We start from the raw sequence: 26,869 nt of genomic DNA on the forward strand, positions 1-26,869 counted from the left end.
AGGGTTTTGCAATAGTGGGGCGAAACTACAAAGTTCAACGGTAATTCTTCGGTTCAACTTTTGTGCAAAATTGAAGATTTGTGCTTCGATTGCCCCACCATCGCAAAGCCCCGAAACGTTAGCAGACATTTTATGAAAAACCGTAAACGAACATTCAAAATATTTATTTCCATAGTGTTTTTATGGGTTTGTGGACATTTGATTTATATAACTATTGACGGTTTGACAGACAAAAAAATGAATGCAGACATTGCTGTCGTTTTAGGCAATAAGGTAAATGAAGATGGGACACTTTCAGAAAGACTTGAAAAACGTATGGAATGTGGACTTAATCTTTACAATTCTGGACGAGTAAAAAAAATATTGGTTAGTGGTGGACTTGGAAAAGAAGGATTTTACGAAGGAGACAAAATGAAAGAATATTTGATTAAACACAATGTGCCTGATAGTGTAATAATCGTTGACAATTTGGGCAGTAATACCCTTGCAACGGTAACAAACACCCCCCGCTGGTGCGAGCGTCACGCTCGTACTTGCAATAGGCACAAGCAAGATGCCTGCGCCAGCACTAAAAAAGAAGACCAAAACCTCATGCCAGTAAAGAATCCAATTTTATGCAAATAAAAGTTTATTCTCCTTCAAACCCTATCCTGAAAAAATACATAGAGTGTATTTATATTCTCACCCATACATCGGAAGAAAAACCTACCAAATATATTACCTTTCCATCTATTTTTACCATTGTATCGATCAGTGAAAAATCAAAATCGATTAGTAAAGGAAATAAATTAATCATCCAGCAATACGATGACAATGATGTTGAAACCAATTTGGTATCTGATTTCAATAAGCCTGTGTATGTACAGTACGAAGGGAAAATAAACGAAATCACGATTTATTTTAAACCCTTAGCCATTAATGCATTTTTGGAGAATGACTTAAACCATTACAACAGTTCAAACTTTTCTGAATTTTCACCTTTTGAAGATTATAAAAAAGCGATGATGGAAATTCTTTCTTTGCAAAATGATGTCGAAAAAGTTCAAGGTATTGAAAGTTATTGGTTATCCAAATTAATAGGATTTGAACATAACTTTCTTGAAACCGTTTTATCTGAAATGATGGATGAGGAAAATGACGCATTGACCATTACAGAACTGTGCGAAAAGAATGTTATCTCACGCACCACATTGAACAAGCACTTTAACAGACATATCTGCAAAACACCATCTCAATTCAAAAAGATACTGAAATTTAGAAATGCGGTTAATAAATACGTATCAGATAATACCAAAAACAACTTAACGGATATCGCATACGGTGTTGATTATTTTGACCAGTCTCACATGACAAGAGAATTCAAATCAGTGACCGGGTTTTCTCCAAAGGTTTTCTTTAACAAAACGACTGCACTGGAAAAAAAACAAATTCATTGGCTGTTTTTATAGATGGGTTTACACTTGTACAATTTTTCGTTTTATGATTAAATTACTTTTGTCCTTTAATCATAAAATGACCGAATATGACAACCCGTCAAGTCTATTTATTTATAGCGATCTTTCTGATTGCTTTTTTCCAACCAATCAAAGTACAATCCCAAAACCTGGAAAACATCGTTAATCCCATTAAGTCTCATCTAAAAAAACTTGAAAAAGAAAATAACTTAAGCGGAGTTGTTCTTATTGCAAAAAATGGTAAACCAATCTATAGAGAAGCATTCGGTTTCGCCAATTTGCCGGACCGTATAAAAAATAAACCGGACACGAAGTTCAACTTAGCTTCTATCAACAAGATGTTCACAGCAACGGCTATTATGCAATTGGTAGAATCTGGAAAAATTTCGCTTCAGGATAAAGTAGGTCAATATCTTTTGGATTATCCTAATAAAACGGTTGCCGACTCAGTGACCATCCATCATTTATTGACGCACACTTCAGGAATGCAAAGTTTTTGGGAAGAATACGACAAACTTGCGAAAGTGAACTTCAAAGCAGTTTCTGATTATCTTCCGTTGTTTGCTAATAAAAAACTTGTATTTGCTCCGGGTAGCGACTTCTTGTACAGCAATTCCGGATATATGGTTTTAGGATTAATCATTGAAAAGGTGTCGGGTCAGAATTATTTTGATTACGTAAAGGAACACATCTACAAACCTGCAAAAATGATGAATACCGATGCTTACGAATTGGCTAATGCTATTCCAAATTTGGCGACTGGCTATACAATGTCATTGGAAGAACCGGGACAATGGAAAAACAACATTTTCTCAAACGTAGCCAAAGGAACTCCTGCTGGTGGTGGTTATTCTACAGTTGATGATTTGTTGAATTTTGCCAATGCTTTACAAAACAATATTTTATTGAGCAAAGAAAGCACAGCTCTTTCTACATCAGGCAAAGTGAAGTATAGAGAAAGAAAATATGGCTATGGATCTGAAGAAAACTACATAAACGGACATCGCATTATTGGACATACCGGTGGACACGATGGCATCGCTTGTGAACTGATGATCTATCCGGATTTGGGCTACACAGTCGTTATTCTAACCAATGGAGAAGTCGAGAATTATTGGGAAGCGAGTAATCTGATTAAAAAACAATTAGTCGATTCAGCACCATCAATTGACAATTTCTTTTACACTAAAGATATCATCATGACTGTTTGCAACAAGGGTTATGAAGCTGGCATTAAGGAAATAGAAAGTAATTCAAAGACACATACATTAAGAGAAAACCTTATCGAGCGATATGGTTATAAGGCATTGTTCGAAAAAAAGAATGAACAAGCAATAGATTTATTTAAGTTAATTATTCGCTTTTTTCCAAACTCAACTTATAGCTATTATTATTTGAGTGAAGCTTATCGATTTTCTGGTCAAAAGAAACAAGCGATTGAATATCTAAAGTTATATACTGAAAAAGAACCGGAAGATACTGATGCTCAATTAAAATTAAAATTGCTGATGAAATAACCGCCACTAACAACAAATAAGCACAAAATGCTTGCCCCGCTGGTGCGAGCGTCACGCTCGTATCTCTATAGGCACAAGCAAGATGTTTGCTCCATCGTGAGGAAAATCCGATGTTGAGGATTTGCAAATCCGCGCTATCCAATTTGACAACAAACAAAAAAAGCACAGACCAAAATCTGTGCTTTCTATTTTATAAAAGTCTAATTACTTCTTCTTTGTCGGCGCTTTTTTCGTCGCAGGCTTTTTAGCAGTAGTTGCTTTCTTAGCGGCTGGTTTCTTTTTCTCAGCAAAGGCTTTCGGGTCTTGCGCTGTGATCCATTTTTTTACCTCATCCAGAGAAACGTCTTTCAGGTCTTCTACCTCGTATTTGGAGTCATCTTTCTTTTTTGGGATCTTGTAGATGTTCTTGCCGTGTTTTACGATAGGTCCCCATCTTGCATTCTCGATAGAGATCTTTTCTGCTTCCCATTGCTGGATGTACCGGTTGGCTTCTTTTTCCAGTTTCGCATCGATCAATTCGTTGATATCGCTTTGAGAAAGATTATCGAAATTATATTTCTTGGGAACATTCACGAAGATACTTTTGTACTTGATAAAAGGTCCAAATCTTCCCGTTCCTTTGGTTACAGGTTCGCCTTTATAATTTGCAATTGGTGCATCTGCCACTTTCTTTTCATTGATGATCTCTTCTGCACGGTTTTGGTCAACAGACAATGGATCTTCGCCCTTTGGAATACTGATGTAGGTCTCTCCCCATTTTACATAAGGACCAAATCTTCCAACACCGACCGAAACCGGCTGCCCATCAACTTCTTTAAGATCAAAAGGAAGCTTGAACAACTCCAAAGCTTCTTCCAGGGTAATGGTCGCAATATTCTGATTCGCCATCAAAGATGCAAACGTTGGTTTTTCCTCATCGTCCTGTTCCCCGATCTGTATCATCGGCCCGAATCTTCCGATCCTGGCGTGAACATTCTTTCCTGTTTTCGGGTCTACGCCCAGGATTCTTTCGCCATTGGCACGATCGGCGTTTTCCTCAACATCTTCGATCCTTGGATGGAATTTGGAGTAGAAATCCGTCATCATTTCTTTCCACTTCTGGTCGCCATTTGCAATCTCATCAAATCCCTCCTCTACTCTTGCCGTGAATCCATAATCAAGAATCTCGGCAAAATTATTGATCAGGAAGTCATTCACAACTTCACCGATATCCGTCGGAACGAATTTATTTTTATCCCCACCAAATTTCTCCTCGAGAACTTCTTTTTTGACGCCGGTTTTGCCCAAAGTCATTTTTACGATTTCTCTTGTTTGTGGTTCTATTTCTCTTTTGTCAACATATTCACGATTTTGGATCGTCTGGATCGTTGGTGCGTAGGTCGATGGACGACCAATTCCCAGTTCTTCCAGTTTCTTGACCAAGCCGGCTTCGGTAAATCTTGCAGACGGTCTCGTAAATTTTTCTGTAGCTGTAATTTTTTTATAGTCAAGAGCTTCGCCAACAGTTACTTTTGGTAATAATTTTTCGTTGTTTTCTTCATCGTCATCCTCAGTTTTAACAATTCCATAAGCTTTTAGGAAACCATCGAAAACAATCACTTCACCCTGAGCTTCGAAATTTTGCGGCAATTTTGCATTCCCGATTTCGATGACCGTTTTTTCAATTTTAGCATTTTCCATCTGCGAAGCCAAAGTTCTTCTGTAGATCAATTGATATAATTTGTTCAACTGAACATCACCAATAGATTTAACAGAAAAATCCGTTGGACGGATGGCTTCGTGCGCTTCCTGAGCAGAAGATGATTTGGTAGTATAATTTCTCGGCTTGGAATAATTCTCGCCATATTCTGAGATGATCTGTGCCTTTGCTCCATTGATGGCTTCCTGGGAAAGATTCACGGAATCCGTTCTCATATAGGTGATGAATCCTTCCTCGTAAAGTCTTTGCGCCAAACGCATCGTAGTCGTCACGCCATAACCCAATCTGGAAGAAGCTTCCTGCTGCAAGGTTGATGTTGTGAACGGAGCAGAAGCCGTGCGAGTTCCGGGTTTGGTCTCAACATTCAGAACTTTGAAGTCTGTTGTTTTTGCCAAATTAAGGAAGCTTTCTGCATCAGATTCTTTATCGAAATCTTTTTTCAGTTTTGCCAAGATCTCCTGTTGAGCATTATTAAGGAAAATACCTTCTAATTTGAAACTTGGCTTCGGAACAAACTCGCGAATTTCTTTTTCTCTTTCCACAACCAATCTCACTGCAACAGATTGGACACGCCCTGCAGAAAGGCCTGTTTTCACTTTTTTCCAAAGAACCGGTGACATCTCAAAACCAACGATCCTGTCCAAAACCCGTCTTGCCTGTTGAGCGTTGACAAGATTCTGGTCAATATCTCTAGGATTCTCGATAGCTTTCAGGATTGCATTCTTTGTGATCTCATGGAAGACGATCCTTCTTCTGTTTTCAGGTTTCAGTTTCAGTTCGTCTGCCAAGTGCCAAGCGATAGCCTCTCCCTCGCGGTCCTCATCGGAAGCCAGCCAAACCGTTTCTGCTTTTTTAACAGCAGCTTTCAGTTCTGTCACCAGTTTCTTCTTATCTGCAGAAACTTCATAGTCAGGCGTGAAACTCGACAAGTCGATTCCCATCCCTTTTTTAGGCAGATCACGGATGTGTCCGAAGCTGGACTTGACCTCAAAATCCGATCCTAAATATTTCTGAATTGTTTTTGCTTTTGCCGGAGACTCGACGATCACTAAATTTTTTGGCATCCTGAAAAATTTTTGCAAAAGTAGGAGTTTTTTATTTTATATAGCGTATTTGTAATGATTCAAAAAAACTATTGGTCCAAAAGAACTATGTTTCTAACTCAAAAAGCCTGCATCAATTGATGCAGGCTTGAGCCCTAATTATGAAGTAAGGTCTATTTTTTTATAATTTTCTGAGAATAAGCATTTCCTGCTTTATCGTTTGCAACAAGCAAATATGTTCCTGAGCTTAATTGTTTGATCGATATTGAATTTTCAATAATTTCTTTCTGTAAGACAATTTTCCCATTCATATCATACAATTTGGCCTCAATAGGTACAAATCCTTTCTTAGCTTTGAAGTTAACCATATCACTGCTTGGATTGGGATAAACGGTAAATGATCCTTTACCATCCTGAACATCGGAAACACTTAATGTAGAACCTTCTACGATATTTAATGTTGTATTGGGCGTTACATTTTCGACAGTATCAACTTTTCCGGATGGCCATTTTACAACAACCTTGGCAATGGCAGATGCCTGGCCAATCCCGAAATGGGTATTAAGCGTACTCATGTTACCGAAACCAGTTCCACTTTGCACATCACGGATTTGTTTTCCCCATGTTCCGTAGATCTCCACTCGTGCCCCGATTCCGTTTCTGTTGCTTTCAACTCCTTTTAAGGTAACTTTCAGCCATTTGTTGCTATTTCCGTTATTGATCAAGATATTCGTTCCACTTTGGATATCTAAAAACCCATCGTTATTAAGATCTCCGACCGGTCTGCGGTAGATATTCAGATTGTAAGGATTGCCGTTGGGGGTGAACTTGAAGTTACCATCTCCAAACATAATGGTATTTCCTGCGCCTAATATGTCTAGGAAACCGTCATTGTCAAAGTCATATGTTACATATTCCCTGCTAGAGTCTATAATGTTTTCATATCCGGAACCTGCGGTAACGTCTGTAAATGTTCCATCGCCATTATTTTTCATGATCTTATTAAGTCCATCGGTATCAGAATTGATCCCGATCATGGTGTCCATCAGTCCATCATTATTAAAATCTCCCCAGGCTGCTGACCAACTCTGGGAGGGCTCGGCCAGATTAGCCGTGTTAGCTACATTGGTAAAAGTCCCGTTTCCGTTATTTCTGTGCAGCTCATCAATATTTCCTCCAACTCCTGAACCGCCTTCTCCACATTTTGCGATGAAAAGGTCGAGGTCTCCGTCATTGTCATAATCTGTCCAAGTTGAAGCATAGTTCCCGCCTGAAGGGAAATCGCCTAAGCCACCACGATTGTGATTCATATTGGTGCCATCATTCAGATAATATCTGTTAGGGCCATTGTCATCACACACAAAAGCATCCAGTTTTCCATCATTATTGATATCTACAAAATTGGTACGCTGCGTCAGGTAGTTTTGGGTTTTTCTTTCAATCGTGTATCCTGTTCCTGTGGCATTTGCTTTCACAAAAGTAACGCCAGTTGATGAACCGTAGATCAGATCATTGAAACCATTGTTATCGTAATCTCCTGCAGCAATACTCCATTCAGGCTCTACTATGGTACTTGGAATCGTGTAAGTAACATCGGTAAATCCTCCGTCCGGTTTTTGATGAGAAATGACAATTTTTGTTTTATTGACCACAGAGACAATATCATCCAGATAATCTCCATTCATATCTACGATGCAATTGTTGTATGCCGAAGAAGCACCACTTGCGACTTGGGAAGTGAACGAAAGCCTGTCCGGTACGGCTACAGATTCTGATAATTTGAATTGAAACCCAGAGCTGCTCCATTTATTATCAAAGACGATATAATATGTAGTGTTGGCAGAACCTCTGAAATTTACCTGCGCAGAATATCCTGAATAATCATCATTGCTAGCTAAACAAGCCAATGCTGTACAACTTCCGGAATACACCATTATCCTCGTATCATTTGTCTGTCCTGCAATTACAGTGGACACCGTGACATTCATTTCTTGGGTCGGGGTGTATTTGTACCATGCTCCGGCTGTTCCAATACCATACTCCAACCCACATGCAGAAGGAGCTGCCATTCCATTAATTCCAGTAACCGTATAGGTTCCTACCGCAGTAAGATTCACAGCGTTGTTACAGGATGTTTGAGCCATTCCAAAAGAGATAGAACACATCAAAGTAAGTAGTAATAGTTTCTTCATATCTGTTATAAGTTTTTTATTAATTACAAGTTTGCGTTAATGAATTGATCCATTCCTGAACCAACAGTAAACCTTCGTCATGTACAACTGTTCTTCCCAACAATGGCATCATGTTACTTCCATCCGTAGATTGAAGTCTGTAGTGCATCACCGATTTGTTATAATTTCCAGGAGCAACAATTTTTGAGATTGTTGAACTCACAGGCTCGGCTGCTGTAACACATACACCAAGGTTTGTCAAGTTTGTGGTCTGATTAAAATTCAGCCTTAAGGCACGATAATCGCAACGTGCATTTTCTTGATGGCAATGGGAACAATTTGCATCCAGATAGGAACGCAAACGGATATCTACAGGTTTACTTGCATCATGATAATCTACCGTAGAGTTAATTGTGGAGGGATAGCTTGCCAAATAACCTTCATCTACCAGTTTTTGAAGCTGGTTTTTAATATTATTGGTAGAATAACCATATATATTATTCAAATTCTGAGGTTTCGTACCAATCGGGATCGCTTTACCATCTAATCTGTGACATGCAAAACATTCGGTTTCCGATGGTATCCTATAATTTGTTGTAATACTTTCGCCATTTGGTTTTTTGAAAGTGATTTCCTGAGAACTCCCGCTTTCAAAATCTTCCCCGGTTAAAAGAGTGGCTTCTGTTTGCGCATCGTTCCAAATATATTCCGCAAAGATCCATCCTGTGGATTTTCTTATCATCAATCTTGTTTCGATGATTTTCGTTGTATTATTGGGTTGTAAAGTATTGTAATAAAAATTCTTTATCAAAGTTGTTCCAACCGGAAAATCAAGTATTTTACCATCTTCTATGTACTTGGCCTTTGTACCTTCGGGCATCCAAATAAATCTTTTCTTCAGAGCATAATCCGTAAACAGGGAACTTGCCGGCTCATAAGGGATCACTTTGGCTACTGGTGTCAAATTTTTCAAATCTCCACTGAAAAATGAATAGGTCGACAATTTGGAATACGGAACTGCATTGATATCAAAATTGACAGCAGGTCCCGAAATCGAAGGCTCTATCACTGCACCGTCATCTTTACAGGAAATCGAGAAAAAAAGAGATAAAATAAGTAGAAAATAAATTTTTTTCATTAATTTTTAGTTTTTTGACTACTAATATAAATAATTAATCTTATTTCGCAAGCTTTTCCAAGTCAAAAATCATTAAATTTGCAAACTTAATGATCATTCCATCAAAAAATGGTGCATTGAGTTGATTTTAGAAAAAACAAAAACCTTAACGCCATCATATCTGTAATCATATTGCAGTATCATAATCAGAAATGCATCGCTTTTTCATCCACTTATATTATTTTATTTATAAAAACCGACTGATTTCCATCGCAACAGCTTTGGGAATTCTTTTCATTTGCGGATTTTTTGCTTCCAGAATTAATTTCGAGGAAGACATTAACCAGATCATTCCGAAAAACGACAAATCTGATCTGACCGCTAAAGTTCTGAAGCAACTCAATTTTTCAGATAAAATCATCGTCATCATCGAGAACAAATCGAAAGACGACAATTTCCAGCTTTCGGAAACTGCCGATACTTTCCTAAACAAGATCGAACCTTTAAAAAAATACATCGGTTCGGTCCAGGGGAAAGTAAATGATAACGAAATTTCGGAAACGTTTGATTTTGTCAATCAGAATCTTCCTTTGTTTCTGGATGAGAACGATTACAAAGAAATCGAAAGAAAACTCAATAAAGACAGCATTGCAAAACAGGTTGAAAGCAATTATGTTTCGCTGGTTTCCCCGACAAGTCTTGTAACGAAAGAATTCATTAAAAAAGACCCTCTCGGGATCACTTTTCTTGGAATCAAAAAACTGAATGCTTTGAATATCAGCAAAGATTTCAAGCTGGAAGACAATTACATCGTTACCAAAAACGGAAGGGACCTCTTGCTTTTCATCGAACCGAAAAACAAAAGCAACGACACCAAAAGCAATGAAGTTTTCGTCAATCAGCTGAACGAAATAAAAGATGATCTCAACACACAATTCAAAGGAAAAACGGAGATCAGCTATTTTGGTTCACCTGCAATCGCAGTTGCGAATGCGCAACAAATCAAGAAAGACATCCAGAATACGGTCATTATTTCGATGACGGTTTTGTTGGTATTACTGATGTATTATTTCAGGAATTTCTTTACGCCACTGATCGTTTTTTTACCGACCGTTTTCGCTGTTTTCATTTCGCTGATGGTTTTATATTTCATTAAAGATAAAATATCGGCAATTTCGCTCAGCGTCGGAGCCATTCTCATTGGAATCACGATTGATTATGCGCTCCATATTTTGACACATTATAAGCACAACAACAATATTGAAGAGCTTTACAAAGAAATCACACAACCGATTATTCTGAGTAGCGCAACAACCGCCGTTTCATTTTTATGTTTGGTATTTGTACGTTCGGAGGCGTTGAAAGATCTCGGACTTTTTGCTGCGATCACGGTTTTCCTTTCCTCATTTACCGCTTTGATCATTGTACCGCAATTATATCATCCGAAAGAAAAAACGGATAATGTAAATGCAAATTTCATCGATAAGATCGGAAATTATCCTTACGAAAAGAACAAACCTTTGATCATCGGATGTTCTTTGATGATCATTGCCTGTCTTTTTGGATTCCGTCATGTTGGTTTTAATGAAGATATTGGTGATCTGAATTACATTCCGAAAGATTTGAAGATCAGCGAAGCCAAGCTTGAGAAATTATCGGACATTACTTCAAAATCGATTTACACGATTTCTTACGGAAATTCTGAAAGTGAAGCTTTGGCGAGAAATTCTCAGTTGAGCCAGTTTTTGGAAAAAGAAAAAAAAGAAGGGAAGATCCTGAGCTATAATTCGCTTGGAAATGTCGTTTTATCGAAAGAAGACCAGCAAAAAAAGGTTGAAAAATGGAATAACTTCTGGAATCAAAACAAAAAAAACCAGACAATTTCTGCATTAGTTCAAAACGGGAACAAGTTCGGGTTCAACGCTTCTGCTTTTGACCAGTTCAATGAAAATTTAAATAAATCCTACTCTTCCTTAAGCTTAAAAGACTACGAAAAAATAAAGGCCCTCCAGATATCAGAATTCCTAAGTAACGACAATGGTTTTTATACGGTTTCGAATGTGGTGAAAGTTGACGAAAGGAAACGAGATGCTTTCATCAAAGATGTTGAAAAAAACCATGAAGCTTTGGCAATCGACCGCCAACAGATGAACGAGAACTTTTTGGGCTTGCTGAAAAATGATTTCAACACCTTAATTAATTATTCTCTTTTAGCGATAATTTTAACCATCATCGTTTTCTTCAGAAATTTTGAATTATCTGTCCTTACAATGTTCCCGATCATTTTAACAGGAGTTGTGACTGCCGGAATTCTCTATTTTCTTGGTCTGGAATTGAATATTTTCAGCACCGTTGTCTGTACTTTGGTCTTCGGGGTCGGAGACGATTTCAGCATTTTCCTGACGAAGGCGATGCAAAAAGAACATACGACTGGAAAAAATGAACTTCCGACATACCGAATTTCGATTATCCTAGCCGTTTTCACAACGATTCTGTCAATTGGTTCTTTGATTTTTGCGAAACATCCTGCTTTGCATTCTTTGGCGCTGGTTGCTTTGATCGGAATGTTCTCCGTGATTGTCATTACCTCAACTTTATATCCGTTCTGGTTTAGGTTTTTAATTATCAACCGACAGAAAAAGGGATTATCGCCGGTCACCTTTAGGTTATTTTTAAATTCTGTCCTATCATTTTTATATTACGGTTTAGGCGGGTCGATTTTTTCAGCGATTGGAAGTATCTTCGTGAAACGTTCGAAAGGAAGAACTTTAGACCTCATCAAATTAATTTTAGCAAAATTTCTGACATCCGTTTTATATTCAAATCCGTTTGTCAAGAAAAAAGTGATCAGAAATCCTAATGAGGATTTCAGCAAACCCGCGATCATCATTGCCAATCACACTTCCTTTCTTGACACATTGGCAATTGCAATGGCAACACATAAGATCGTCTATCTTGTCAATGATTGGGTCTGGAACTCTCCGGTTTTTGGAAAATTAGTTAAAGCTCTTGGGTTTTTCCCGGTTTCTCAGGGTATCGAAAACGGCAAAGAAAAACTGAAAGAAAAAATAGACCAAGGCTACTCTCTTGTGGTCTTTCCGGAAGCGGAAAGGTCCTACACCAACAACATAAAACGATTCCACAAAGGTGCATTTTACTTGGCAGAAGAATACGACCTGGATATTCTTCCGATCTATATCCACGGAAATTCCGAAGTTTTACCGAAAGGCGACTTTATCATATATGATGGAAGCATAACTGTTAAAGTAGGTACCAGAATCCTGAAAGATGACCAAAGTTTCGGGAAAAATTACTCCGAAAGAACGAAGAAGATCAACGCCTGTTTCCGAGAGGAATTTGCCAAACTGAGAAGTGAGATCGAGGATGAAAATTATTTTAAAAAAAAATTATTCTTAAGTTTTTTATATAAAGAAAATGAAGTTGTGAAACCTGTAAAAGAAGATTTCACCAAAAACAAATCGGTTTATTTCGAATTGGACAAGCATCTTCCGACTGAAGCCAACATCCTGCACATTGCAGATGACTTTGGTCAAAAAGACGTCTTAATGACGCTTCAACAAGCCGGAAGAAAAATATTCAGTTTGATAAAAAACAAAGAAAAAAGAGAAGTGGCCGAACAAAATTATCTTGTCAAAAGAAGGAAGATACATTACATCAATAACATTTCCGAGATCTCGAAAAACATTGATATTCTATTGGTATCTGACAAAAATTTTGACTTCAATGAAATTGAGATTTTACCAAAGAAAATCATTTTACTGAATATTGATAATTCCCATTTTCAAAATTCGGATTTCAATTTAATATTCAGATCGGACTCAATTAACATCTTCTGCCACGAATAATAAATATGAAAAGTATATTTTTGTATCAAATATTACTTACTAATGCCAAAAAAAATACTGGTCATTTATTATTCGCAAACGGGTCAATTAGAAGATATCGTAAAGAATATCGCAAGACCATTTGAAAATAAAAAAGACGAATATCAGGTCACATATTACAGCATCAAATTAAAAAAAGACTTTCCTTTTCCTTGGCCAGGCGATGTCTTTTTCAATACATTTCCAGAATCCTATCTGCAAATCCCAAGTGAGATACTCCCTCCACCGGAAAACGTTATGAACCAACAATTTGACCTTATCCTTTTTGGATATCAGGTTTGGTATTTGACACCTTCGATTCCGATTATTTCATTTCTGAAAAGCGGTTATGCAGAAAATATTTTGAAAGATACTCCTGTTGTTACCATTTCCGGAACCAGAAATATGTGGATGCTTTCTCAGGAAAAACTGAAAGTCTACCTGCGTGACCTCAGCGCTCAATTAGTTGGAAACATAGCGTTGGTTGACAGGCACGACAACTACACCAGCGTGCTTACTATTCTACGTTGGCTAACGACCGGACAGAAAGAAAAATCCGGAATTTTACCAGCAGCCGGAATTTCTGATGAAGAAATTGCCGGTTCTGTAAAGTATGGTAAGATTATTGAAGAGCATTTCCGCAATAATAATTTAAAGAATCTCCAGCCCGATCTGGTAAAAAACGGAGCGGTAGAGATAAGGCCTTTTCTGGTAAGAGTAGAAAAAGTCGGGAACAAAATCTTCACCGTCTGGTCCAATCTTATCATCAAGAAAAAAGAAAAGCGTCCATTGCTGATAAAATTCTTTAAGGTATATTTGATGGCAGCGATCTGGATCATCTCTCCAATCGTTCTAGTTTTCCATATACTACTAGCGCCGTTATTGTGGTTTAAAAGAAAAAAACAAAGAGAATATTTACAAGGAATTAATTTAAAATAGAAAATGAGCAACGTTTATATCACCAAATCTTCTACATACCTGCCAAACGAGCCGATAGCCAATGACGATATGGAAACCTATCTTGGTTTGGTAAACAATACACCGTCCAAAGCAAGAGCTCTGATTTTGAGAAATAATCAGATCAAAACCAGATATTACGCCCTTGACAAAAATGGAAACCCAACTCATACCAACGCCCAGATCACAGCCAATGCGATCAATGGTCTTTTCGATGAGAATTTCAAAAAAGAAGATATGGAACTACTATCTTGCGGAACAACTTCTGCAGACCAGATTCAGCCATCTCACGCATCTATGGTCCATGGTGAACTGGGTATGAACAAATCTGTGGAGATCAACACATCAATGGGACTTTGTAACTCCGGGATGAACGCACTGAACTACGGTTTCTTATCTGTAAAAGCTGGTGTGAAAAACAATGCTGTTTGTGTAGGTTCCGAGAGATTTTCTTCCTGGATGACAGCGGACAAATTCGACCACGAAGCAGAAAATCTGAAACTATTGGAAGAAAGACCAATTGTAGCCTTCAAAAGAGAATTTTTAAGATGGATGCTTTCTGATGGTGCCGGTGCATTTTTGTTGGAAAATAAGCCGAGAGAAAACCAGACTTCTTTGAAAATCGAATGGATCGATTTCTATTCTTACGCTCACGAGATCGAAGCCTGTATGTATTCCGGATGTGAAAAACAGGAAGACGGAAGTCTGAGATCCTGGGCAGATTATCCTTCTGACGAGTGGTTGAAGCAATCGATCTTTGCTTTGAAACAAGACACAAAGATCCTGGACCAATACATCCTTGTAAAAGGCGCACAGAGTTTGAGAGCATCTTTTGACAAACACGAACTGGACCCGGAATCTGTAGACCATGTGCTGGCACACATTTCTTCCGGTTATTTCAAAGATGGATTGAAAGAAGAATTTGCAAAAGTTGGCTTAGATTTTCCTTGGGAAAAATGGTTCTATAATCTTTCCGAAGTTGGGAACATCGGTGCTGGATCCATCTTCATTGCTGTGGAACAATTGATGAATTCCGGAAAACTTAAAAAAGGAGAAAGAATTCTTCTTTGTGTTCCGGAAAGTGGAAGATTCGCTTATTCTTGTGCATTATTGACTGTTTGTTAATGGAAAACTTGTTACCAAATTCTGACAAAAACTTCATAGAAAGTCTGATTCCTCAAAAGTTCCCTTTTGTAATGGTAAGCGGACTTCTGGAATATTCGGAAAATCATTTGATTTCCGAATTTGTCATTAAGGAAGATCAAATTTTTGTTAATGAAAATACATTTCAGGCTTCTGGTTTGATTGAACATCAGGCTCAGAGCGTGGCTTTGCATACGGGTTATAAATATTTTCTTTTAGGCAAAGAATCTCCGACAGGTTACATAGGCGCTATCAAATCTTTTGAAACAGAAAGTTTACCTCAAGTCGGAGACGTATTGAGATCGGAAGCGACTATTATTAATGAAATGATGGGCGTAACACTGGTAGAGATCATTACTAAAATCAATGATAAAGTGATTGCAAAATCGCAGATGAAAACCGTAGTGAAATAATTTTAAATGGAACTGAAGGACGAAAGTTTGATCAACATCCACAATTTTTTGCCTCATCGCGAACCAATGCTGATGACGGATTATATTTTGGAATTGACGGAAGATAAAGTCATCACATCATTTAAAATTACCCAAGACAATATTTTTGTTTCAGACAACACATTTATTGAGGCCGGATTAATAGAAAACCTGGCGCAGACATGCTCATCAATCCTCGGACAAAGTTTTTTCCAGAATCCGGATGTTGAAACAAAAGTGATCGGTTTCATTACGAATATCAAAAAAATAGAGATTTTCGCGTTGCCGAAAGTTGATGATATCATCATCTCAAAGGCTTCTTTGATCTCTCAGTTTGAAAACATCTGCAACATTTTTTGCGAAACTTTTCTTGATGATAAAATATTAATCAGAGCCGAAATCAATTTGTTTATTCAAGAAGTAAAACAATAACGATGAAAAAGCAAGACATTCCACAGGACGAAAGCAGTATGCAATCGGCAAATATGACCGAAATGTTATATGTGACGGATGAAAATAACAATTATACCACCGCTCAAAGCATTGGTTGGGAAGCCAAAAAAGCAGCCCTTGACGAATCGATGGCACTGATCAATGAGCGTATCGAAGAAGCTAAACAGAATGTTGCAAATGGAATCGTAAGTCCCATCATCTATTTTATGGAACTCAATAAAATGGATCTGCAGGTTCTTGCAGCCTATGTGGATAAATGGCAATGGACCGTGAAAAGACACGCAAAACCAAAAAATTTCAAAAAACTCAGCGATTCTACCCTGAAAAAATATGCAGATGCATTTGGGATTTCGGTAGACGAATTAAAAAACTTCGACGGTAAATAACAATGAAGATCAACTTTGAACACCACCAAACCGCTCACTGCGAAAACGGTGTTGCCTCCAACTTACTTTTAAATAAAGGGTTAAAACTTAGCGAACCCATGATTTTCGGAATTGGTTCCGGATTGTTTTTCGTGTATTTACCTTTCCTGAAAGTGAATTTTGCGCCGGGATTCAGCTATCGTCCGATGCCGGGAGCGATTTTCAGCAAAGCCGCAAAAAGACTGGGCATTAAAATCAAAAGACAGAAATTCTCCAATCCCAAAGATGCACAAACCGCTTTAGAGAAAAATTTAGAACAGAATATCCCGACAGGATTGCAGGTTGGAGTTTTCAACCTGACTTATTTTCCTGAAGAATATAAATTTCATTTCAACGCACACAACCTTGTGGTTTATGGCAAAGAAAACGGCAGATTTTTAATCAGCGACCCTGTAATGGATTTCGCAACTTCCCTTTCCGAAGCCGAACTGGAAAAAGTTCGTTACGCAAAAGGGGCACTTCCACCGAAAGGTCATATGTATTTTCCGACTCACATTCCGGAAACGGTAAACCTTGAAGAAGCCATCAAAAAAGGAATAAAAGACACCTGCAAAAATATGCTGGCTCCCGTTCCGATTATTGGTGTAAAAGCGATGCGTTGGGTGGCAAAAAGCATCCCGAAATGGGCAGAGAAAAAAGGAACGAAAGTAACCAATCATTATCTTGGCCAGCTCATCAGAATGCAGGAGGAAATCGGAACCGGCGGTGGCGGATTCAGGTTTATTTATGGTGCTTTTTTACAGGAAGCTGCTGTCATTCTTAAAAATGATGAGCTGAAAGAACTTTCAAAGGAAATCACAACAATCGGCGACCTTTGGAGAGATTTCGCGGTGGATATTGCGAGAGTTTACAAGAATAGAAATTCGAAAAGTGATATTTATAATCAGCTTTCAAAATCGATGCTTCATATTGCTGATTTGGAAGAAGCTTTTTATAAGAAACTGAGAAAAGCGATTTAGTTTGGAGAATATTATAGAAATAAAAAATCTTTACAAGAAATATCAAAATGCAGAAGAATTTTCTGTCAATGATATTTCTTTAAATATATCTAAAAACGAGATCTACGGAATTCTCGGTCCCAACGGAGCCGGAAAAACTACGTTGATTTCTATGCTTTCCGGTTTGATCAAACCAACTTCAGGAAGTTTTACCATCAACGGACTTTCTCCTCAGAAAAACAGCACAAAACTGAAACAGATTATTGGCGTTGTTCCACAGGAATATGCGCTTTATCCGACTTTGACCGCTAAAGAAAACCTGATGTTTTTTGGAAGCTTGTATGGTTTAAGTCACAAAAAATTAAGAGATACCATCGATGAATCTTTAGAATTGATGGGCTTATCAAAATTTGCAGATAAAAAAGTCGACCAGTTTTCAGGAGGAATGAAACGCCGTTGCAACCTGATTGCAGGAACGCTTCACAATCCGAAAGTTCTGTTTCTGGACGAACCGACAGTTGGTGTTGATGTACAATCCAAAAAAGCGATTATTGATTATCTTTTAGATTTAAATAAAAAAGGAACGTGCATTATTTACACTTCGCACCACTTATCGGAAGCGGAAGAATTTTGTACTCAAATCGCGATTATCGACCACGGAAAAATTCACGCAACCGGAACACCTGAAGAACTGGTGCAAAGAGTTGCCAATGCAGAAAACCTGGAAGACGTTTTCATATCATTAACCGGAAAAGAACTGAGAGATGTTGTATAAACTGTGGAGAAGTTTTTTTAAGGAAATCCTTTTACTTAAGCGCGATATCGGAGGAATTGTCATTATATTTCTAATGCCTTTGCTGCTGATCATAACCATTACATTGATTCAGGATTCGACGTTTAAAAATCTGGAAGGCTCAAAAATTCCGATTATTTTCATCGACAACGACCATTCTGAAATTTCAAAAAAAATAGAATCCGAACTGAAAGCCAGCAAAAGTTTCCAGCTTTTGCCCAATTATAACGAAAATTCGGCTAAAGAAGCTGTGTTTTCCGGTGATTATCAGATGGCGATTGTGATTCCTCAGAATCTGACGAAAGATATCAATTCAAATATCGATTCAAAAGTTCAGACGATTGTAAGTTCTTTTGGTTTGGAAACGGATTCGACAGCAACAAAACCCGTAGCCTCAAAAGCCAAGGATATTCATTTATATTTTGACCCTGCAACCAATGCCGGATTCAAAAATTCGGTAATGAATGCCATCAACAAAATGGTTTTTGAGATCGAGAATAAAAAAATCTACAAAGCGTTTCAAGACCAACTGGGAACAACGGAAGATTTGGATAACAAGAGTTTGATCACTTTTAAAGAAATCGTTCCGAAATCTGCTTTTGAAGTCAAACCCAACTCGGTTCAGCACAATGTTCCGGCTTGGGCGTTGTTTGCGATTTTCTTCATTGTCGTGCCTTTGTCGATTAATTTAGTTAAAGAAAAAAGTCAGGGAACGAGCGTGAGAGTTCGTGTAAGTCCGACGCCGTATTATATTCATATTTTAGGAAAAACATTTACGTATCTGATTATCTGCGTCATCCAGTTTTTACTGATGGTAGCCGTTGGAGTCTGCCTTTTTCCGTATATGGATTTACCACAATTTGACGTGACCGGAAAAATGTTCAATCTCCTCATCGTCACTTTGTTTGCAGGTTTAGCAGCCATTGGCTTCGGGATTTTACTGGGAACCGTTGCCGATACTCAGGAACAGTCTGCCCCGTTTGGTGCAACTTCCGTAGTTGTTTTGGCAGCGATCGGAGGAATCTGGGTTCCGGTATTTTTAATGCCTGAATTTATGCAGTCTATAGCAAAGTTCTCTCCTATGAATTGGGGGTTGAATGCCTACTACGACATCATATTACGAAACAGCGGAATCGGTGGAATTGCTAAAGAACTGATTTTCTTATTTTTGTTCTATCTTGCAATGGTTGGAATATCATTAATTTACGAAAGAAAACAGAATGCAGTCTAAGGAAAATTTAACTTGTACAGAAGAAGTTCGTGTAAGGTTCAACGAAACAGACCCTTTGGGAATTGTTTGGCACGGGCATTACATCGTGTATTTTGAAGACGGTAGAGAAGCTTTTGGAAGACAGCATGGCCTAACGTATCTTGATATCCAGAAAGCGGGTTATGTCACACCCATTGTGAAAAGCACCTGCGAACATTTTTTACCATTAAAATATGGAGAGACCTTTAAAATTGTAACAACTTTCGTGAATTCAACTTCAGCGAAATTAATTTATAAATACGAACTTTTTAACGAAGAAAATAAATTGGTCTGTTCAGGAGAAACGATACAGGTTTTCTTGGATTCCGACAACAATTTATGCTTATATAATCCTGAGTTTTTTCAGGCCTGGAAAGATAAAATGGGATTATCATGAGGAAGGAAATTTACATCACAGATTACAACTGCATCACGCCTTTAGGTTTTGATGTTTCTTCAAACTGGAATGCCCTTTTGAAAGGAAAATCAGGCGTAGCTTTACATAAAATCATAGAAAATCAGGAACCTTTTTATGCTTCCATGATTGATTCTGAAAAACTGGAAGAAGAATTTTACCTATGCTTTGACGAAACTCAGAAAAAAAATTTCACAAGGCTTGAAAAAATGTTTTTATTAAGCTTAAAGCCTTTGGTTGAAAGACATTCTATTTCAGATGAAACGGCTTTTATTTTATCAACCACAAAAGGGAACATTAGTTTATTAAAAAATAAGACAGCTTTACCAGAGGGTGTTTTTCTTTCAAATTTAGCCCAAAAATTAGCTGATTTTTTCGGATTTAAAACTAAACCGATTGTTGTTTCTAATGCTTGCGTATCCGGAGTGATGGCGATTGCCGTCGCAAAGAACATGATTCAGGCAGGAAAGTATAAAGATGCTTTTGTAATTGCCGGAGATGAAATTTCAGAATTTGTGGTTTCAGGCTTCAATTCTTTCCAGGCAATCGGAACTGAAATTTGCAGACCTTACGATAAAAACCGCGACGGAATCAATATTGGTGAAGCGGCGGCGGCTGTTTATATAACTTCAGAATTGAATCAAAACGAAAAATTTAGTTTTAAAGTTTTAGGAGATTCAGCAATTAATGATGCGAACCATATTTCAGGCCCCTCAAGAACCGGTGACGGATTATTTGCAAGCATCAAAAATGCAATGACAGAAGCCAATATTCCGGTAGAAAAAATTGATTTTATTTCTGCACACGGAACGGCGACAATATACAACGACGAAATGGAAGCCATCGCTTTCAACAGAATGGAACTACAGAATGTTCCACTGAACAGCATGAAAGGCTATTATGGCCATTGTTTGGGAGCTTCCGGGTTATTGGAAAGTATCATTTCTATGGAAAGTGCTTTGAAAAACACGTTAATTCCATCCAAAAATTTCGAAGAAACGGGAACTTCTCAATCGTTAAATATTATTAAAGAAAACCAACCCGCAGAAATCAAATATATTTTGAAAACGGCTTCAGGTTTTGGTGGGTGTAATGCAGCAATTGTTTTGGAAAAATGTTAAAATGAAACCCATGAAAAAAACAGACATCTGCACCATAGAACATTCAAAAATCAATCTCAACAACGAGATTATTTTTGAAACCCAAACTGAAAGCTTTTCAGATTTTGCGAAAGAAGCTTATAAAACTTTAGAATTGAATTATCCGAAATTTCACAAAATGGATAACTTAAGTAAACTCGCTTTTCTTGCTTCTGAAATGATTTTAAAAAATGGCGATCATAGCAGAACGGCATTGGTTTTCGCCAATAAGTCATCAAGTTTAGACACCGATTTTAAATATCAGGAAAGCATCAATTCTCAGGAAAATTATTTTCCGAGTCCTGCAGTTTTCGTCTATACTTTACCAAACATTTGCGTTGGTGAAATCAGTATTAAACATAAAATGCAGACAGAGAATGCTTTTTTTGTTTTAGACGAATTGGATGAAGAATTTTTAAACAATTATGCGGAACAGATCTTGCAGTCTGGAAAAGCCGAAAAAGTACTATGCGGCTGGGTAGAGCTATATCAGGAAAGTTATAATGCTTTTGTATATTTGCTAAACAAGTAAAAAATCAAACTATCAATATCAAAGTGTATCAGACCAAGAATCTATACATTGACAAATAAAAATTATGAGCGACTTAAAATTAGAATTAAAAAACAAAATCGTAGAAGTTCTTAACCTGGAAGATGTTTCTGTAGACGAGATCAAAGATACAGATCCATTATTCGGAGGAGGTCTTGGATTGGATTCCATCGATGCTTTGGAACTGATCGTCCTTCTTGAAAAGGAATACGGAATCAAATTATCTGACCCGAAAAAAGGGAAAGAAATCTTTCAATCTATAGAAGTGATGGCGAAATTCATTGAAGAAAATCGTACAAAATAGTTAATGAGTCAAGGAATTGCCATAACAGGAATGGGCATCATCTCCGCCATTGGAAACAATGTGGAGGAAAATCTGAGTTCGCTGAAATCCGGAAAACACGGAATTTCAGATATTAACCTGTTTGAAACCCGCCATAAAGGAAATATTAAGACGGGCGAAATCAAATTATCTAATGAAGAGCTTATACAAAAACTTCGGTTAAACGAAGATAATAATGCAACAAGGACCACTTTATTAGGAATGGTTGCAGCAAAAGAAGCCGTAGAAAATGCCGGAATTTTAGACATTAACGAATATAAAACCGGCTTGATTTCCTCAACCAGCGTTGGCGGAATGGATATCACCGAAAAATATTTCTACACCTACGAAGATTTCCCTGAAAAGCAAAAATATATTGACGCTCACGATGCGGGAAACTCATCATTGCTGATTGCTGATTATTTGGGTTTAAAAGGTATGGTTTCGACCATCAGTACAGCCTGTTCGTCTGCAGCCAACGCAATTATGATGGGGGCAAAACTCATTAAAAACGGTGTTTTAGACAGGGTAATTGTCGGCGGAACAGATTCTCTTTCAAAATTTACTTTGAATGGTTTCAACACGTTGATGATTCTTACTGATTCTTACAATACGCCGTTTGACAACGACAGAAAAGGACTGAACTTGGGTGAAGCAGCTGCTTTCATCGTTTTGGAATCTGATGAAGTCGTGAAAAAAGAAAATAAAAAAGTCTTAGGTTATCTTTCAGGATATGGAAATGCAAATGATGCGCATCACCAGACCGCTTCTTCGGAAAACGGACAAGGTGCCTATTTAGCGATGGAAAAAGCGTTGAAAGTTTCTGGTTTAGATAAAGAACAAATCGATTATATCAACGTTCATGGAACTGCAACTCCGAATAATGATTTGTCTGAAGGAATTGCCATGATTCGAATTTTTGGAGAAAACAATGTGCCGGAATTCAGCTCTACGAAAGCCTTTACTGGCCATACTTTGGCGGCTGCGGCGGGAATTGAAGCGGTGTATTCCTTATTAGCCATTCAAAATAATATCATTTTCCCAAATTTGAATTTTAAAACAAAAATGGAAGAATTTGATTTGACACCTGTGACAGAACTCAAAGAGAAAAATATTAACCATGTTCTTTCCAATTCATTTGGTTTTGGAGGAAATTGTTCAACCTTAATTTTCTCAAAACCATGAGTGTAGTTTACATCAACAGTGCAGCCTGCATCTCGGTTCAGGACACTTTAAATGAAAATTTTTTCCAAAATTTACAACCTGAAAATTCGACTCAGGTTTTAAAAGCAATAGAACCCAATTACAAAGAATTCATTCCGCCCGCAGCGAGCAGAAGAATGTCTAAAACGGTAAAAATGAGCTCCGTAGCATCACAATATGCTTTAAAGGAAGCCGGAATCGAAAATCCTGACGCCATCATTGTAGGAACAGGAATGGGATGCTCCCAGGATTCTGAAAAATTTTTAAAAAATGTGATTGATAATAATGAAGAGTTCCTGACTCCTACATTTTTTATTCAATCCACTCACAATACTGTGGCAGGACAAATCGCTTTAGGTTTGCAGTGTCATGCGTACAATTTCACTTACGTAAACACTTCGTCGTCGCTGGAATTCTCATTTTTGGATGCAAAACTGCAGATTAATGATGGCGAAGCAGAAAACGTTCTGGTAGGTTCAACAGATGAACAAACCGACCGAACAATGGAATTGTATAAATTAAACAAAACCATTAAAAAAGAAGAAAATCTTCCCGTTGATTATCTAAACTCAGTTACTGACGGTGTAATCTGGGGAGAAGGAGCAAGTTTTTTTGTTTTAGGAAAAGATAAAACGGAAAATTCTTATGCCCAATTGAAAGATATTAAAATAAATAGTACTTTAGATTTAGCAGAAACTCGGCAATTTATCGAAGAATTTTTGGCTAAAAATAATTTATCAAACAATGATGTTGACGCTGTGATTTTAGGTTTCAGTGGAGATTCAAAATCTGATGTGTATTATAAAAAAGCAATGGATCTCTTCCAAGACTCTATGTTATTATATTACAAGCATTTGAGTGGCGAATTCAATACAACGAGTGGATTTTCTACGTTTATGGCTTGTCATATTTTAAAAAAACAAGAGATCCCGGAAGTGATGATGGTTAATTCCGCAAAGAAATCAGCAATTAAAAGCATTCTTTTGTATAATCATCTTGGAGGAAAAGACCATAGTCTGGTTTTGTTGGGAGAAGCTTAACACACTCTGTATTATTCCGTCTTAATGCAACTGAATATTTGAATCAAATTCAAGAATAAAGATGAAACATTATTTATTTATTCTATTTTATCTTTTCTGGAACGTCTTTATTTATGTCTTCAACGGAAGTGTCTGGATGTATATCTTCTGCTTCATTCTCTTTTCAGTAACTGTGGTTTGGGGTTCGTTTGATATTCAATTAAAATATTTCATTGATTCCACCACTCAAAAAAGAACGAAGATCAAGGAAGTTGCATTGACTTTTGATGACGGTCCTACTGAATTTACTCCGAAATTTTTAGATTTATTAAAAGAAAAAAACATCAAAGCGACATTTTTCTGCATCGGAAAGCAAATTGAAAAATATCCCGAAGCGTTTCAAAGAATTATTGCTGAAGGCCACACAATAGGGAATCATACTTATTCTCATTCCAAGAACACCGGATTTTTATCGAGTTCGAAAATGATTGAGGAAATCAAAAAATGTGATGAAGTAATTTCTAAAATCGGGAATATTAAAACCGATTTGTATCGTCCGCCTTTCGGAGTAACCAATCCGAATATAGCAAAAGCCATCAAAAAAACTCGGAAAAAAAGTATCGGCTGGAACGTACGCTCATTAGATACAGTTATTGAAAACGAAAAGAAAATTTATAATAGAATTACCAAAAATCTGAAACCGGGAAGTATTGTGCTTCTACATGACACTTCGGAGAAAACCTGCAACGTTTTGGTAGATTTATTGCTATTTTTGGAACGTGAAAAGTATTCGACTTTCACAATGGATTCAATAATTAATTCTACAAATAATGATTAAAAATATAGTTTTAGGCGCAGTTTTGTTGATCTCAGGTTTCGTCTTTGCACAAAATACCACAATGTCTTCTGCAGAATCTAAAGCATTCGTGACCAAAGTTTCAGCTGAAACAAAGGAGATCAAAACCTTACAGGCAGATTTTACCCAAACAAAAAAAATGGATTTTCTGGATAAAAGCATCGTAACTTACGGAAAAATGTCTTTAAGATCTCCGAATATGTTGAGTTGGAAATACACAAAACCTTATCAATACAGCATTGTTTTCAAGGACAACAAAATCTTTATCAATGACCAAGGAAAAAAATCTTCTGTTGATGCAAAAAGTAAAACTTTTGAAAAAATCAATAAACTGATTGTCGGAAGTTCCAATGGACAAATGTTCAATGACCCAGAATTTTCTGTAAGTTATTTCAAAAATGCGAACTTCAACATCGCTAAATTCACTCCGAAATCTGCTCAATTATTGAAATATATCAAACAAATCGAATTGCAATTCCCGAAAAACGAATCGACGGTTTCTCAGGTCAATATGACGGAAGCTTCGGGAGATACAACCAATATTGTTTTCAAAAACACAAAGATCAATGCGCCGATTTCTGCTTCAGAGTTTTCTTTATAGTCTGCTTTTTTTGCTATTGGCTTCTTGTAAAACCTACAAGTTGGAAAATGTAGAACCACTATCTCTTTCAAGAAATCAAAAGCCTTCTGAAAATCTATACTTCACTTCATCTCAGGACTATGTTTATAAATGCCAGATGGAAGTCTATGGTAATGACATCAGCGGAATTCTCATCATCAAAAAAATATCTGAAACCACGCATCGTATTGTGATGACCTCTGATTTTGGAAACAAAATGATCGATTTTGAGATTGGTGAAAATGATTATTTCAAACTCAACTACGTTTTGGCAGATTTGGACAAAAAAATGGTTATCAATTTCCTTAAAAATGATTTCCAGGAATTACTAAGAAAAAATTATCCTGTTTCTGAAAGGTTTGAGAACAGCGAATCTATCATTGATATTTCTAAGATCGATGAAAAGATCTACTATCTGTTTTTTGATAAGAAAAGTGATAATCTCACGCAGATCATTTACACCAAAAACAACAGAGAAAAAATCGATTTCACTTTTGATGCGAAAAAAACTACTTTTGCAGAAACGATCAATCTTCAGCACAAAGATTTTAAGATCAATATCAAACTGAATCAAATTACTGAAACAGAACAAGAAACAGAATAACCATGAAAACCATGCTTACAGATTTTTACACCTTACAGTCTTATGAAAAGACCGATAACGGAAATTTCTCGGCCAATATACTGTTGAACAAAGACCATAATATTTTTAAAGGCCATTTTCCGGGAAATCCCGTAACACCCGGCGTTTGTATGATGCAGATCGTGAAAGACCTGACAGAAGAATTCACTGGTTCAAAATTGTTTCTGAAAACAGCTTCAAACGTTAAGTTTATGGCAATCATCAATCCATTTGAAACGCCTGACTTGATTTTAGAATTGGACATCAACGAAAACGAAGACGAAATAAAAGTAAAAAACACCACCACCTTTGGCGAAACTATTGCATTGAAACTTTCAGTTACCTATAAAAAAATATAGTTATGAAACTGATGCTATCAATATTTGCAGCTTTCGTTATGTTCTTTCAATCTTCGGATCTGGAAGCTTTGAGGAGCAGTTATGCTGTCGCCAACCTATCCAAAGAAAATGCGGAGAAGTTTATCAAAACCGCGGAAAAGAAAACGTCTTCCGGTCCTATAATTTCTGCTTACAAGGCGGCTGCAAAAATACTGGAAGCGAAAATAACTTCCGGAATAGGAAAGAAAAAGGCACTCGTAAAAACAGGAGCACTCAGTTTGGAAGAGATCATTAGAAATAATCCTAATAACTCAGAGTTGCGGGTCATAAGAATGAGCGTTCAGGAAAATATTCCCAAAGTCGTTGGTTACTCCAAGAATCTGAAAGAGGACAAAGCATTCCTGATAAGCAATTACAACAAGCAAAATGAAGAGCTGAAAAATTATATTAAGGAATTTGCCAGTCAGTCCAAAACTTTTTCTAACACAGAAAAAGCAATATTAAAATAAAAC

26 protein-coding genes are annotated in these 26,869 nt (G+C 37.2%); 23 read left to right on the plus strand and 3 right to left on the minus strand.

Translation table 11 applies throughout. The features are described 5' to 3' along the window. The first annotated feature begins 132 nt into the window (after positions 1–132). From K319_RS20105 to K319_RS20110, 3 genes are all read left to right on the plus strand, one after another. Positions 133–624: a YdcF family protein gene (locus K319_RS20105; protein ID WP_084403428.1), complete on the plus strand. Its 492-nt coding sequence runs from the start codon at positions 133–135 to the stop codon at positions 622–624. Beyond that, positions 615–1,448, plus strand: a complete 834-nt coding sequence (locus K319_RS0109295) for a helix-turn-helix domain-containing protein (RefSeq protein WP_027383414.1) — start codon at positions 615–617, stop codon at positions 1,446–1,448. Before K319_RS20105 ends, K319_RS0109295 begins: the two co-directional genes overlap by 10 nt. Positions 1,449–1,522: 74 nt before the next feature. Continuing rightward, complete coding sequence (locus tag K319_RS20110; RefSeq protein ID WP_051230561.1) at positions 1,523–2,971, plus strand: serine hydrolase; 1,449 nt, start codon at positions 1,523–1,525, stop codon at positions 2,969–2,971. A gap of 204 nt (positions 2,972–3,175) precedes the next feature. Here K319_RS20110 and topA read toward each other — a convergent pair whose 3' ends face one another. From topA to K319_RS0109315, 3 genes are all read right to left on the minus strand, one after another. Further along, positions 3,176–5,734 carry a type I DNA topoisomerase gene (gene topA / locus K319_RS0109305; protein WP_027383415.1) on the minus strand — a complete coding sequence of 853 codons (2,559 nt, stop codon included), beginning with the start codon at positions 5,732–5,734 and terminating at the stop codon, positions 3,176–3,178. A 152-nt stretch (positions 5,735–5,886) separates the two neighbouring features. After that, entirely contained in the window at positions 5,887–7,905 is a 2,019-nt protein-coding gene (locus K319_RS0109310) for an FG-GAP-like repeat-containing protein (protein ID WP_084403429.1), read from the minus strand. A gap of 19 nt (positions 7,906–7,924) precedes the next feature. Beyond that, a complete protein-coding gene (locus tag K319_RS0109315) occupies positions 7,925–9,022 on the minus strand; it encodes a hypothetical protein (protein WP_027383417.1) in 1,098 nt (365 codons plus the stop codon). Positions 9,023–9,213: 191 nt separating this feature from the next. Here K319_RS0109315 and K319_RS0109320 point away from each other — a divergent pair, with 191 nt between their 5' ends. From K319_RS0109320 to K319_RS0109415, 20 genes are all read left to right on the plus strand, one after another. Beyond that, positions 9,214–12,867, plus strand: a complete 3,654-nt coding sequence (locus K319_RS0109320; RefSeq protein WP_027383418.1) for an MMPL family transporter — start codon at positions 9,214–9,216, stop codon at positions 12,865–12,867. Positions 12,868–12,909: 42 nt separating this feature from the next. After that, a complete protein-coding gene (locus K319_RS0109325) occupies positions 12,910–13,824 on the plus strand; it encodes a hypothetical protein (RefSeq protein ID WP_027383419.1) in 915 nt (304 codons plus the stop codon). A gap of 3 nt (positions 13,825–13,827) precedes the next feature. Beyond that, the gene (locus tag K319_RS0109330; protein WP_027383420.1) at positions 13,828–14,967 is read left to right on the plus strand and encodes a beta-ketoacyl-ACP synthase III; all 1,140 of its coding nucleotides are present in this window, start codon (positions 13,828–13,830) and stop codon (positions 14,965–14,967) included. Continuing rightward, entirely contained in the window at positions 14,967–15,398 is a 432-nt protein-coding gene (locus K319_RS0109335; RefSeq protein WP_027383421.1) for a hypothetical protein, read from the plus strand. The genes K319_RS0109330 and K319_RS0109335 overlap by 1 nt, the downstream gene beginning before the upstream one ends. A 6-nt stretch (positions 15,399–15,404) precedes the next feature. Further along, positions 15,405–15,848: an ABC transporter permease gene (locus K319_RS0109340; RefSeq protein ID WP_027383422.1), complete on the plus strand. Its 444-nt coding sequence runs from the start codon at positions 15,405–15,407 to the stop codon at positions 15,846–15,848. Between the two features lie 2 nt (positions 15,849–15,850). Then, positions 15,851–16,255 carry a hypothetical protein gene (locus tag K319_RS0109345; RefSeq protein WP_027383423.1) on the plus strand — a complete coding sequence of 135 codons (405 nt, stop codon included), beginning with the start codon at positions 15,851–15,853 and terminating at the stop codon, positions 16,253–16,255. Positions 16,256–16,257: 2 nt separating this feature from the next. After that, positions 16,258–17,253: a BtrH N-terminal domain-containing protein gene (locus tag K319_RS0109350; RefSeq protein ID WP_027383424.1), complete on the plus strand. Its 996-nt coding sequence runs from the start codon at positions 16,258–16,260 to the stop codon at positions 17,251–17,253. A gap of 1 nt (position 17,254) precedes the next feature. Beyond that, a complete protein-coding gene (locus K319_RS0109355; protein WP_027383425.1) occupies positions 17,255–18,007 on the plus strand; it encodes an ABC transporter ATP-binding protein in 753 nt (250 codons plus the stop codon). Further along, entirely contained in the window at positions 17,997–19,256 is a 1,260-nt protein-coding gene (locus K319_RS0109360; protein ID WP_027383426.1) for an ABC transporter permease, read from the plus strand. Before K319_RS0109355 ends, K319_RS0109360 begins: the two co-directional genes overlap by 11 nt. Next, positions 19,246–19,671, plus strand: a complete 426-nt coding sequence (locus K319_RS0109365; RefSeq protein ID WP_027383427.1) for an acyl-CoA thioesterase — start codon at positions 19,246–19,248, stop codon at positions 19,669–19,671. The genes K319_RS0109360 and K319_RS0109365 overlap by 11 nt, the downstream gene beginning before the upstream one ends. Next, complete coding sequence (locus K319_RS0109370) at positions 19,668–20,810, plus strand: beta-ketoacyl synthase N-terminal-like domain-containing protein (protein ID WP_027383428.1); 1,143 nt, start codon at positions 19,668–19,670, stop codon at positions 20,808–20,810. Before K319_RS0109365 ends, K319_RS0109370 begins: the two co-directional genes overlap by 4 nt. 10 nt (positions 20,811–20,820) lie before the next feature. Next, positions 20,821–21,360: a 3-oxoacyl-ACP synthase gene (locus K319_RS0109375; protein ID WP_084403434.1), complete on the plus strand. Its 540-nt coding sequence runs from the start codon at positions 20,821–20,823 to the stop codon at positions 21,358–21,360. A gap of 64 nt (positions 21,361–21,424) precedes the next feature. Continuing rightward, positions 21,425–21,682 carry a phosphopantetheine-binding protein gene (locus tag K319_RS0109380; RefSeq protein ID WP_027383430.1) on the plus strand — a complete coding sequence of 86 codons (258 nt, stop codon included), beginning with the start codon at positions 21,425–21,427 and terminating at the stop codon, positions 21,680–21,682. 3 nt (positions 21,683–21,685) lie between these two features. Then, complete coding sequence (locus tag K319_RS0109385; RefSeq protein ID WP_027383431.1) at positions 21,686–22,885, plus strand: beta-ketoacyl-[acyl-carrier-protein] synthase family protein; 1,200 nt, start codon at positions 21,686–21,688, stop codon at positions 22,883–22,885. Continuing rightward, positions 22,882–23,943, plus strand: coding sequence for a beta-ketoacyl synthase N-terminal-like domain-containing protein (locus K319_RS0109390; RefSeq protein ID WP_027383432.1), 1,062 nt, complete (start codon positions 22,882–22,884; stop codon positions 23,941–23,943). The genes K319_RS0109385 and K319_RS0109390 overlap by 4 nt, the downstream gene beginning before the upstream one ends. A gap of 61 nt (positions 23,944–24,004) precedes the next feature. Continuing rightward, on the plus strand, positions 24,005–24,760 hold the full coding sequence (locus tag K319_RS0109395; protein ID WP_027383433.1) for a polysaccharide deacetylase family protein: 756 nt from the start codon (positions 24,005–24,007) through the stop codon (positions 24,758–24,760). After that, positions 24,753–25,379 carry a LolA family protein gene (locus tag K319_RS0109400; RefSeq protein ID WP_034671617.1) on the plus strand — a complete coding sequence of 209 codons (627 nt, stop codon included), beginning with the start codon at positions 24,753–24,755 and terminating at the stop codon, positions 25,377–25,379. Before K319_RS0109395 ends, K319_RS0109400 begins: the two co-directional genes overlap by 8 nt. Beyond that, entirely contained in the window at positions 25,345–26,001 is a 657-nt protein-coding gene (locus tag K319_RS0109405) for a hypothetical protein (RefSeq protein ID WP_027383435.1), read from the plus strand. Before K319_RS0109400 ends, K319_RS0109405 begins: the two co-directional genes overlap by 35 nt. Before the next feature lie 11 nt (positions 26,002–26,012). Continuing rightward, positions 26,013–26,378, plus strand: a complete 366-nt coding sequence (locus K319_RS0109410) for a 3-hydroxyacyl-ACP dehydratase (protein WP_027383436.1) — start codon at positions 26,013–26,015, stop codon at positions 26,376–26,378. Between the two features lie 2 nt (positions 26,379–26,380). Then, positions 26,381–26,866, plus strand: coding sequence for a hypothetical protein (locus tag K319_RS0109415; protein ID WP_034671618.1), 486 nt, complete (start codon positions 26,381–26,383; stop codon positions 26,864–26,866). Positions 26,867–26,869: the final 3 nt, after the last annotated feature.

Source organism: Epilithonimonas caeni DSM 17710 (genome assembly GCF_000426465.1).
Lineage (GTDB): Bacteria > Bacteroidota > Bacteroidia > Flavobacteriales > Weeksellaceae > Epilithonimonas > Epilithonimonas caeni.

Coding starts and splice junctions, on each gene's coding strand:
- K319_RS20105 (WP_084403428.1), top strand. CDS start 133: ATGAAAAACCGTAAACGAACATTCAAAATATTTATTTCCATAGTGTTT.
- K319_RS0109295 (WP_027383414.1), top strand. CDS start 615: ATGCAAATAAAAGTTTATTCTCCTTCAAACCCTATCCTGAAAAAATAC.
- K319_RS20110 (WP_051230561.1), top strand. CDS start 1,523: ATGACAACCCGTCAAGTCTATTTATTTATAGCGATCTTTCTGATTGCT.
- topA (WP_027383415.1), bottom strand. CDS start 5,734: ATGCCAAAAAATTTAGTGATCGTCGAGTCTCCGGCAAAAGCAAAAACA.
- K319_RS0109310 (WP_084403429.1), bottom strand. CDS start 7,905: ATGAAGAAACTATTACTACTTACTTTGATGTGTTCTATCTCTTTTGGA.
- K319_RS0109315 (WP_027383417.1), bottom strand. CDS start 9,022: ATGAAAAAAATTTATTTTCTACTTATTTTATCTCTTTTTTTCTCGATT.
- K319_RS0109320 (WP_027383418.1), top strand. CDS start 9,214: ATGCATCGCTTTTTCATCCACTTATATTATTTTATTTATAAAAACCGA.
- K319_RS0109325 (WP_027383419.1), top strand. CDS start 12,910: ATGCCAAAAAAAATACTGGTCATTTATTATTCGCAAACGGGTCAATTA.
- K319_RS0109330 (WP_027383420.1), top strand. CDS start 13,828: ATGAGCAACGTTTATATCACCAAATCTTCTACATACCTGCCAAACGAG.
- K319_RS0109335 (WP_027383421.1), top strand. CDS start 14,967: ATGGAAAACTTGTTACCAAATTCTGACAAAAACTTCATAGAAAGTCTG.
- K319_RS0109340 (WP_027383422.1), top strand. CDS start 15,405: ATGGAACTGAAGGACGAAAGTTTGATCAACATCCACAATTTTTTGCCT.
- K319_RS0109345 (WP_027383423.1), top strand. CDS start 15,851: ATGAAAAAGCAAGACATTCCACAGGACGAAAGCAGTATGCAATCGGCA.
- K319_RS0109350 (WP_027383424.1), top strand. CDS start 16,258: ATGAAGATCAACTTTGAACACCACCAAACCGCTCACTGCGAAAACGGT.
- K319_RS0109360 (WP_027383426.1), top strand. CDS start 17,997: ATGTTGTATAAACTGTGGAGAAGTTTTTTTAAGGAAATCCTTTTACTT.
- K319_RS0109365 (WP_027383427.1), top strand. CDS start 19,246: ATGCAGTCTAAGGAAAATTTAACTTGTACAGAAGAAGTTCGTGTAAGG.
- K319_RS0109370 (WP_027383428.1), top strand. CDS start 19,668: ATGAGGAAGGAAATTTACATCACAGATTACAACTGCATCACGCCTTTA.
- K319_RS0109375 (WP_084403434.1), top strand. CDS start 20,821: ATGAAAAAAACAGACATCTGCACCATAGAACATTCAAAAATCAATCTC.
- K319_RS0109380 (WP_027383430.1), top strand. CDS start 21,425: ATGAGCGACTTAAAATTAGAATTAAAAAACAAAATCGTAGAAGTTCTT.
- K319_RS0109385 (WP_027383431.1), top strand. CDS start 21,686: ATGAGTCAAGGAATTGCCATAACAGGAATGGGCATCATCTCCGCCATT.
- K319_RS0109390 (WP_027383432.1), top strand. CDS start 22,882: ATGAGTGTAGTTTACATCAACAGTGCAGCCTGCATCTCGGTTCAGGAC.
- K319_RS0109395 (WP_027383433.1), top strand. CDS start 24,005: ATGAAACATTATTTATTTATTCTATTTTATCTTTTCTGGAACGTCTTT.
- K319_RS0109400 (WP_034671617.1), top strand. CDS start 24,753: ATGATTAAAAATATAGTTTTAGGCGCAGTTTTGTTGATCTCAGGTTTC.
- K319_RS0109405 (WP_027383435.1), top strand. CDS start 25,345: ATGCGCCGATTTCTGCTTCAGAGTTTTCTTTATAGTCTGCTTTTTTTG.
- K319_RS0109410 (WP_027383436.1), top strand. CDS start 26,013: ATGCTTACAGATTTTTACACCTTACAGTCTTATGAAAAGACCGATAAC.
- K319_RS0109415 (WP_034671618.1), top strand. CDS start 26,381: ATGAAACTGATGCTATCAATATTTGCAGCTTTCGTTATGTTCTTTCAA.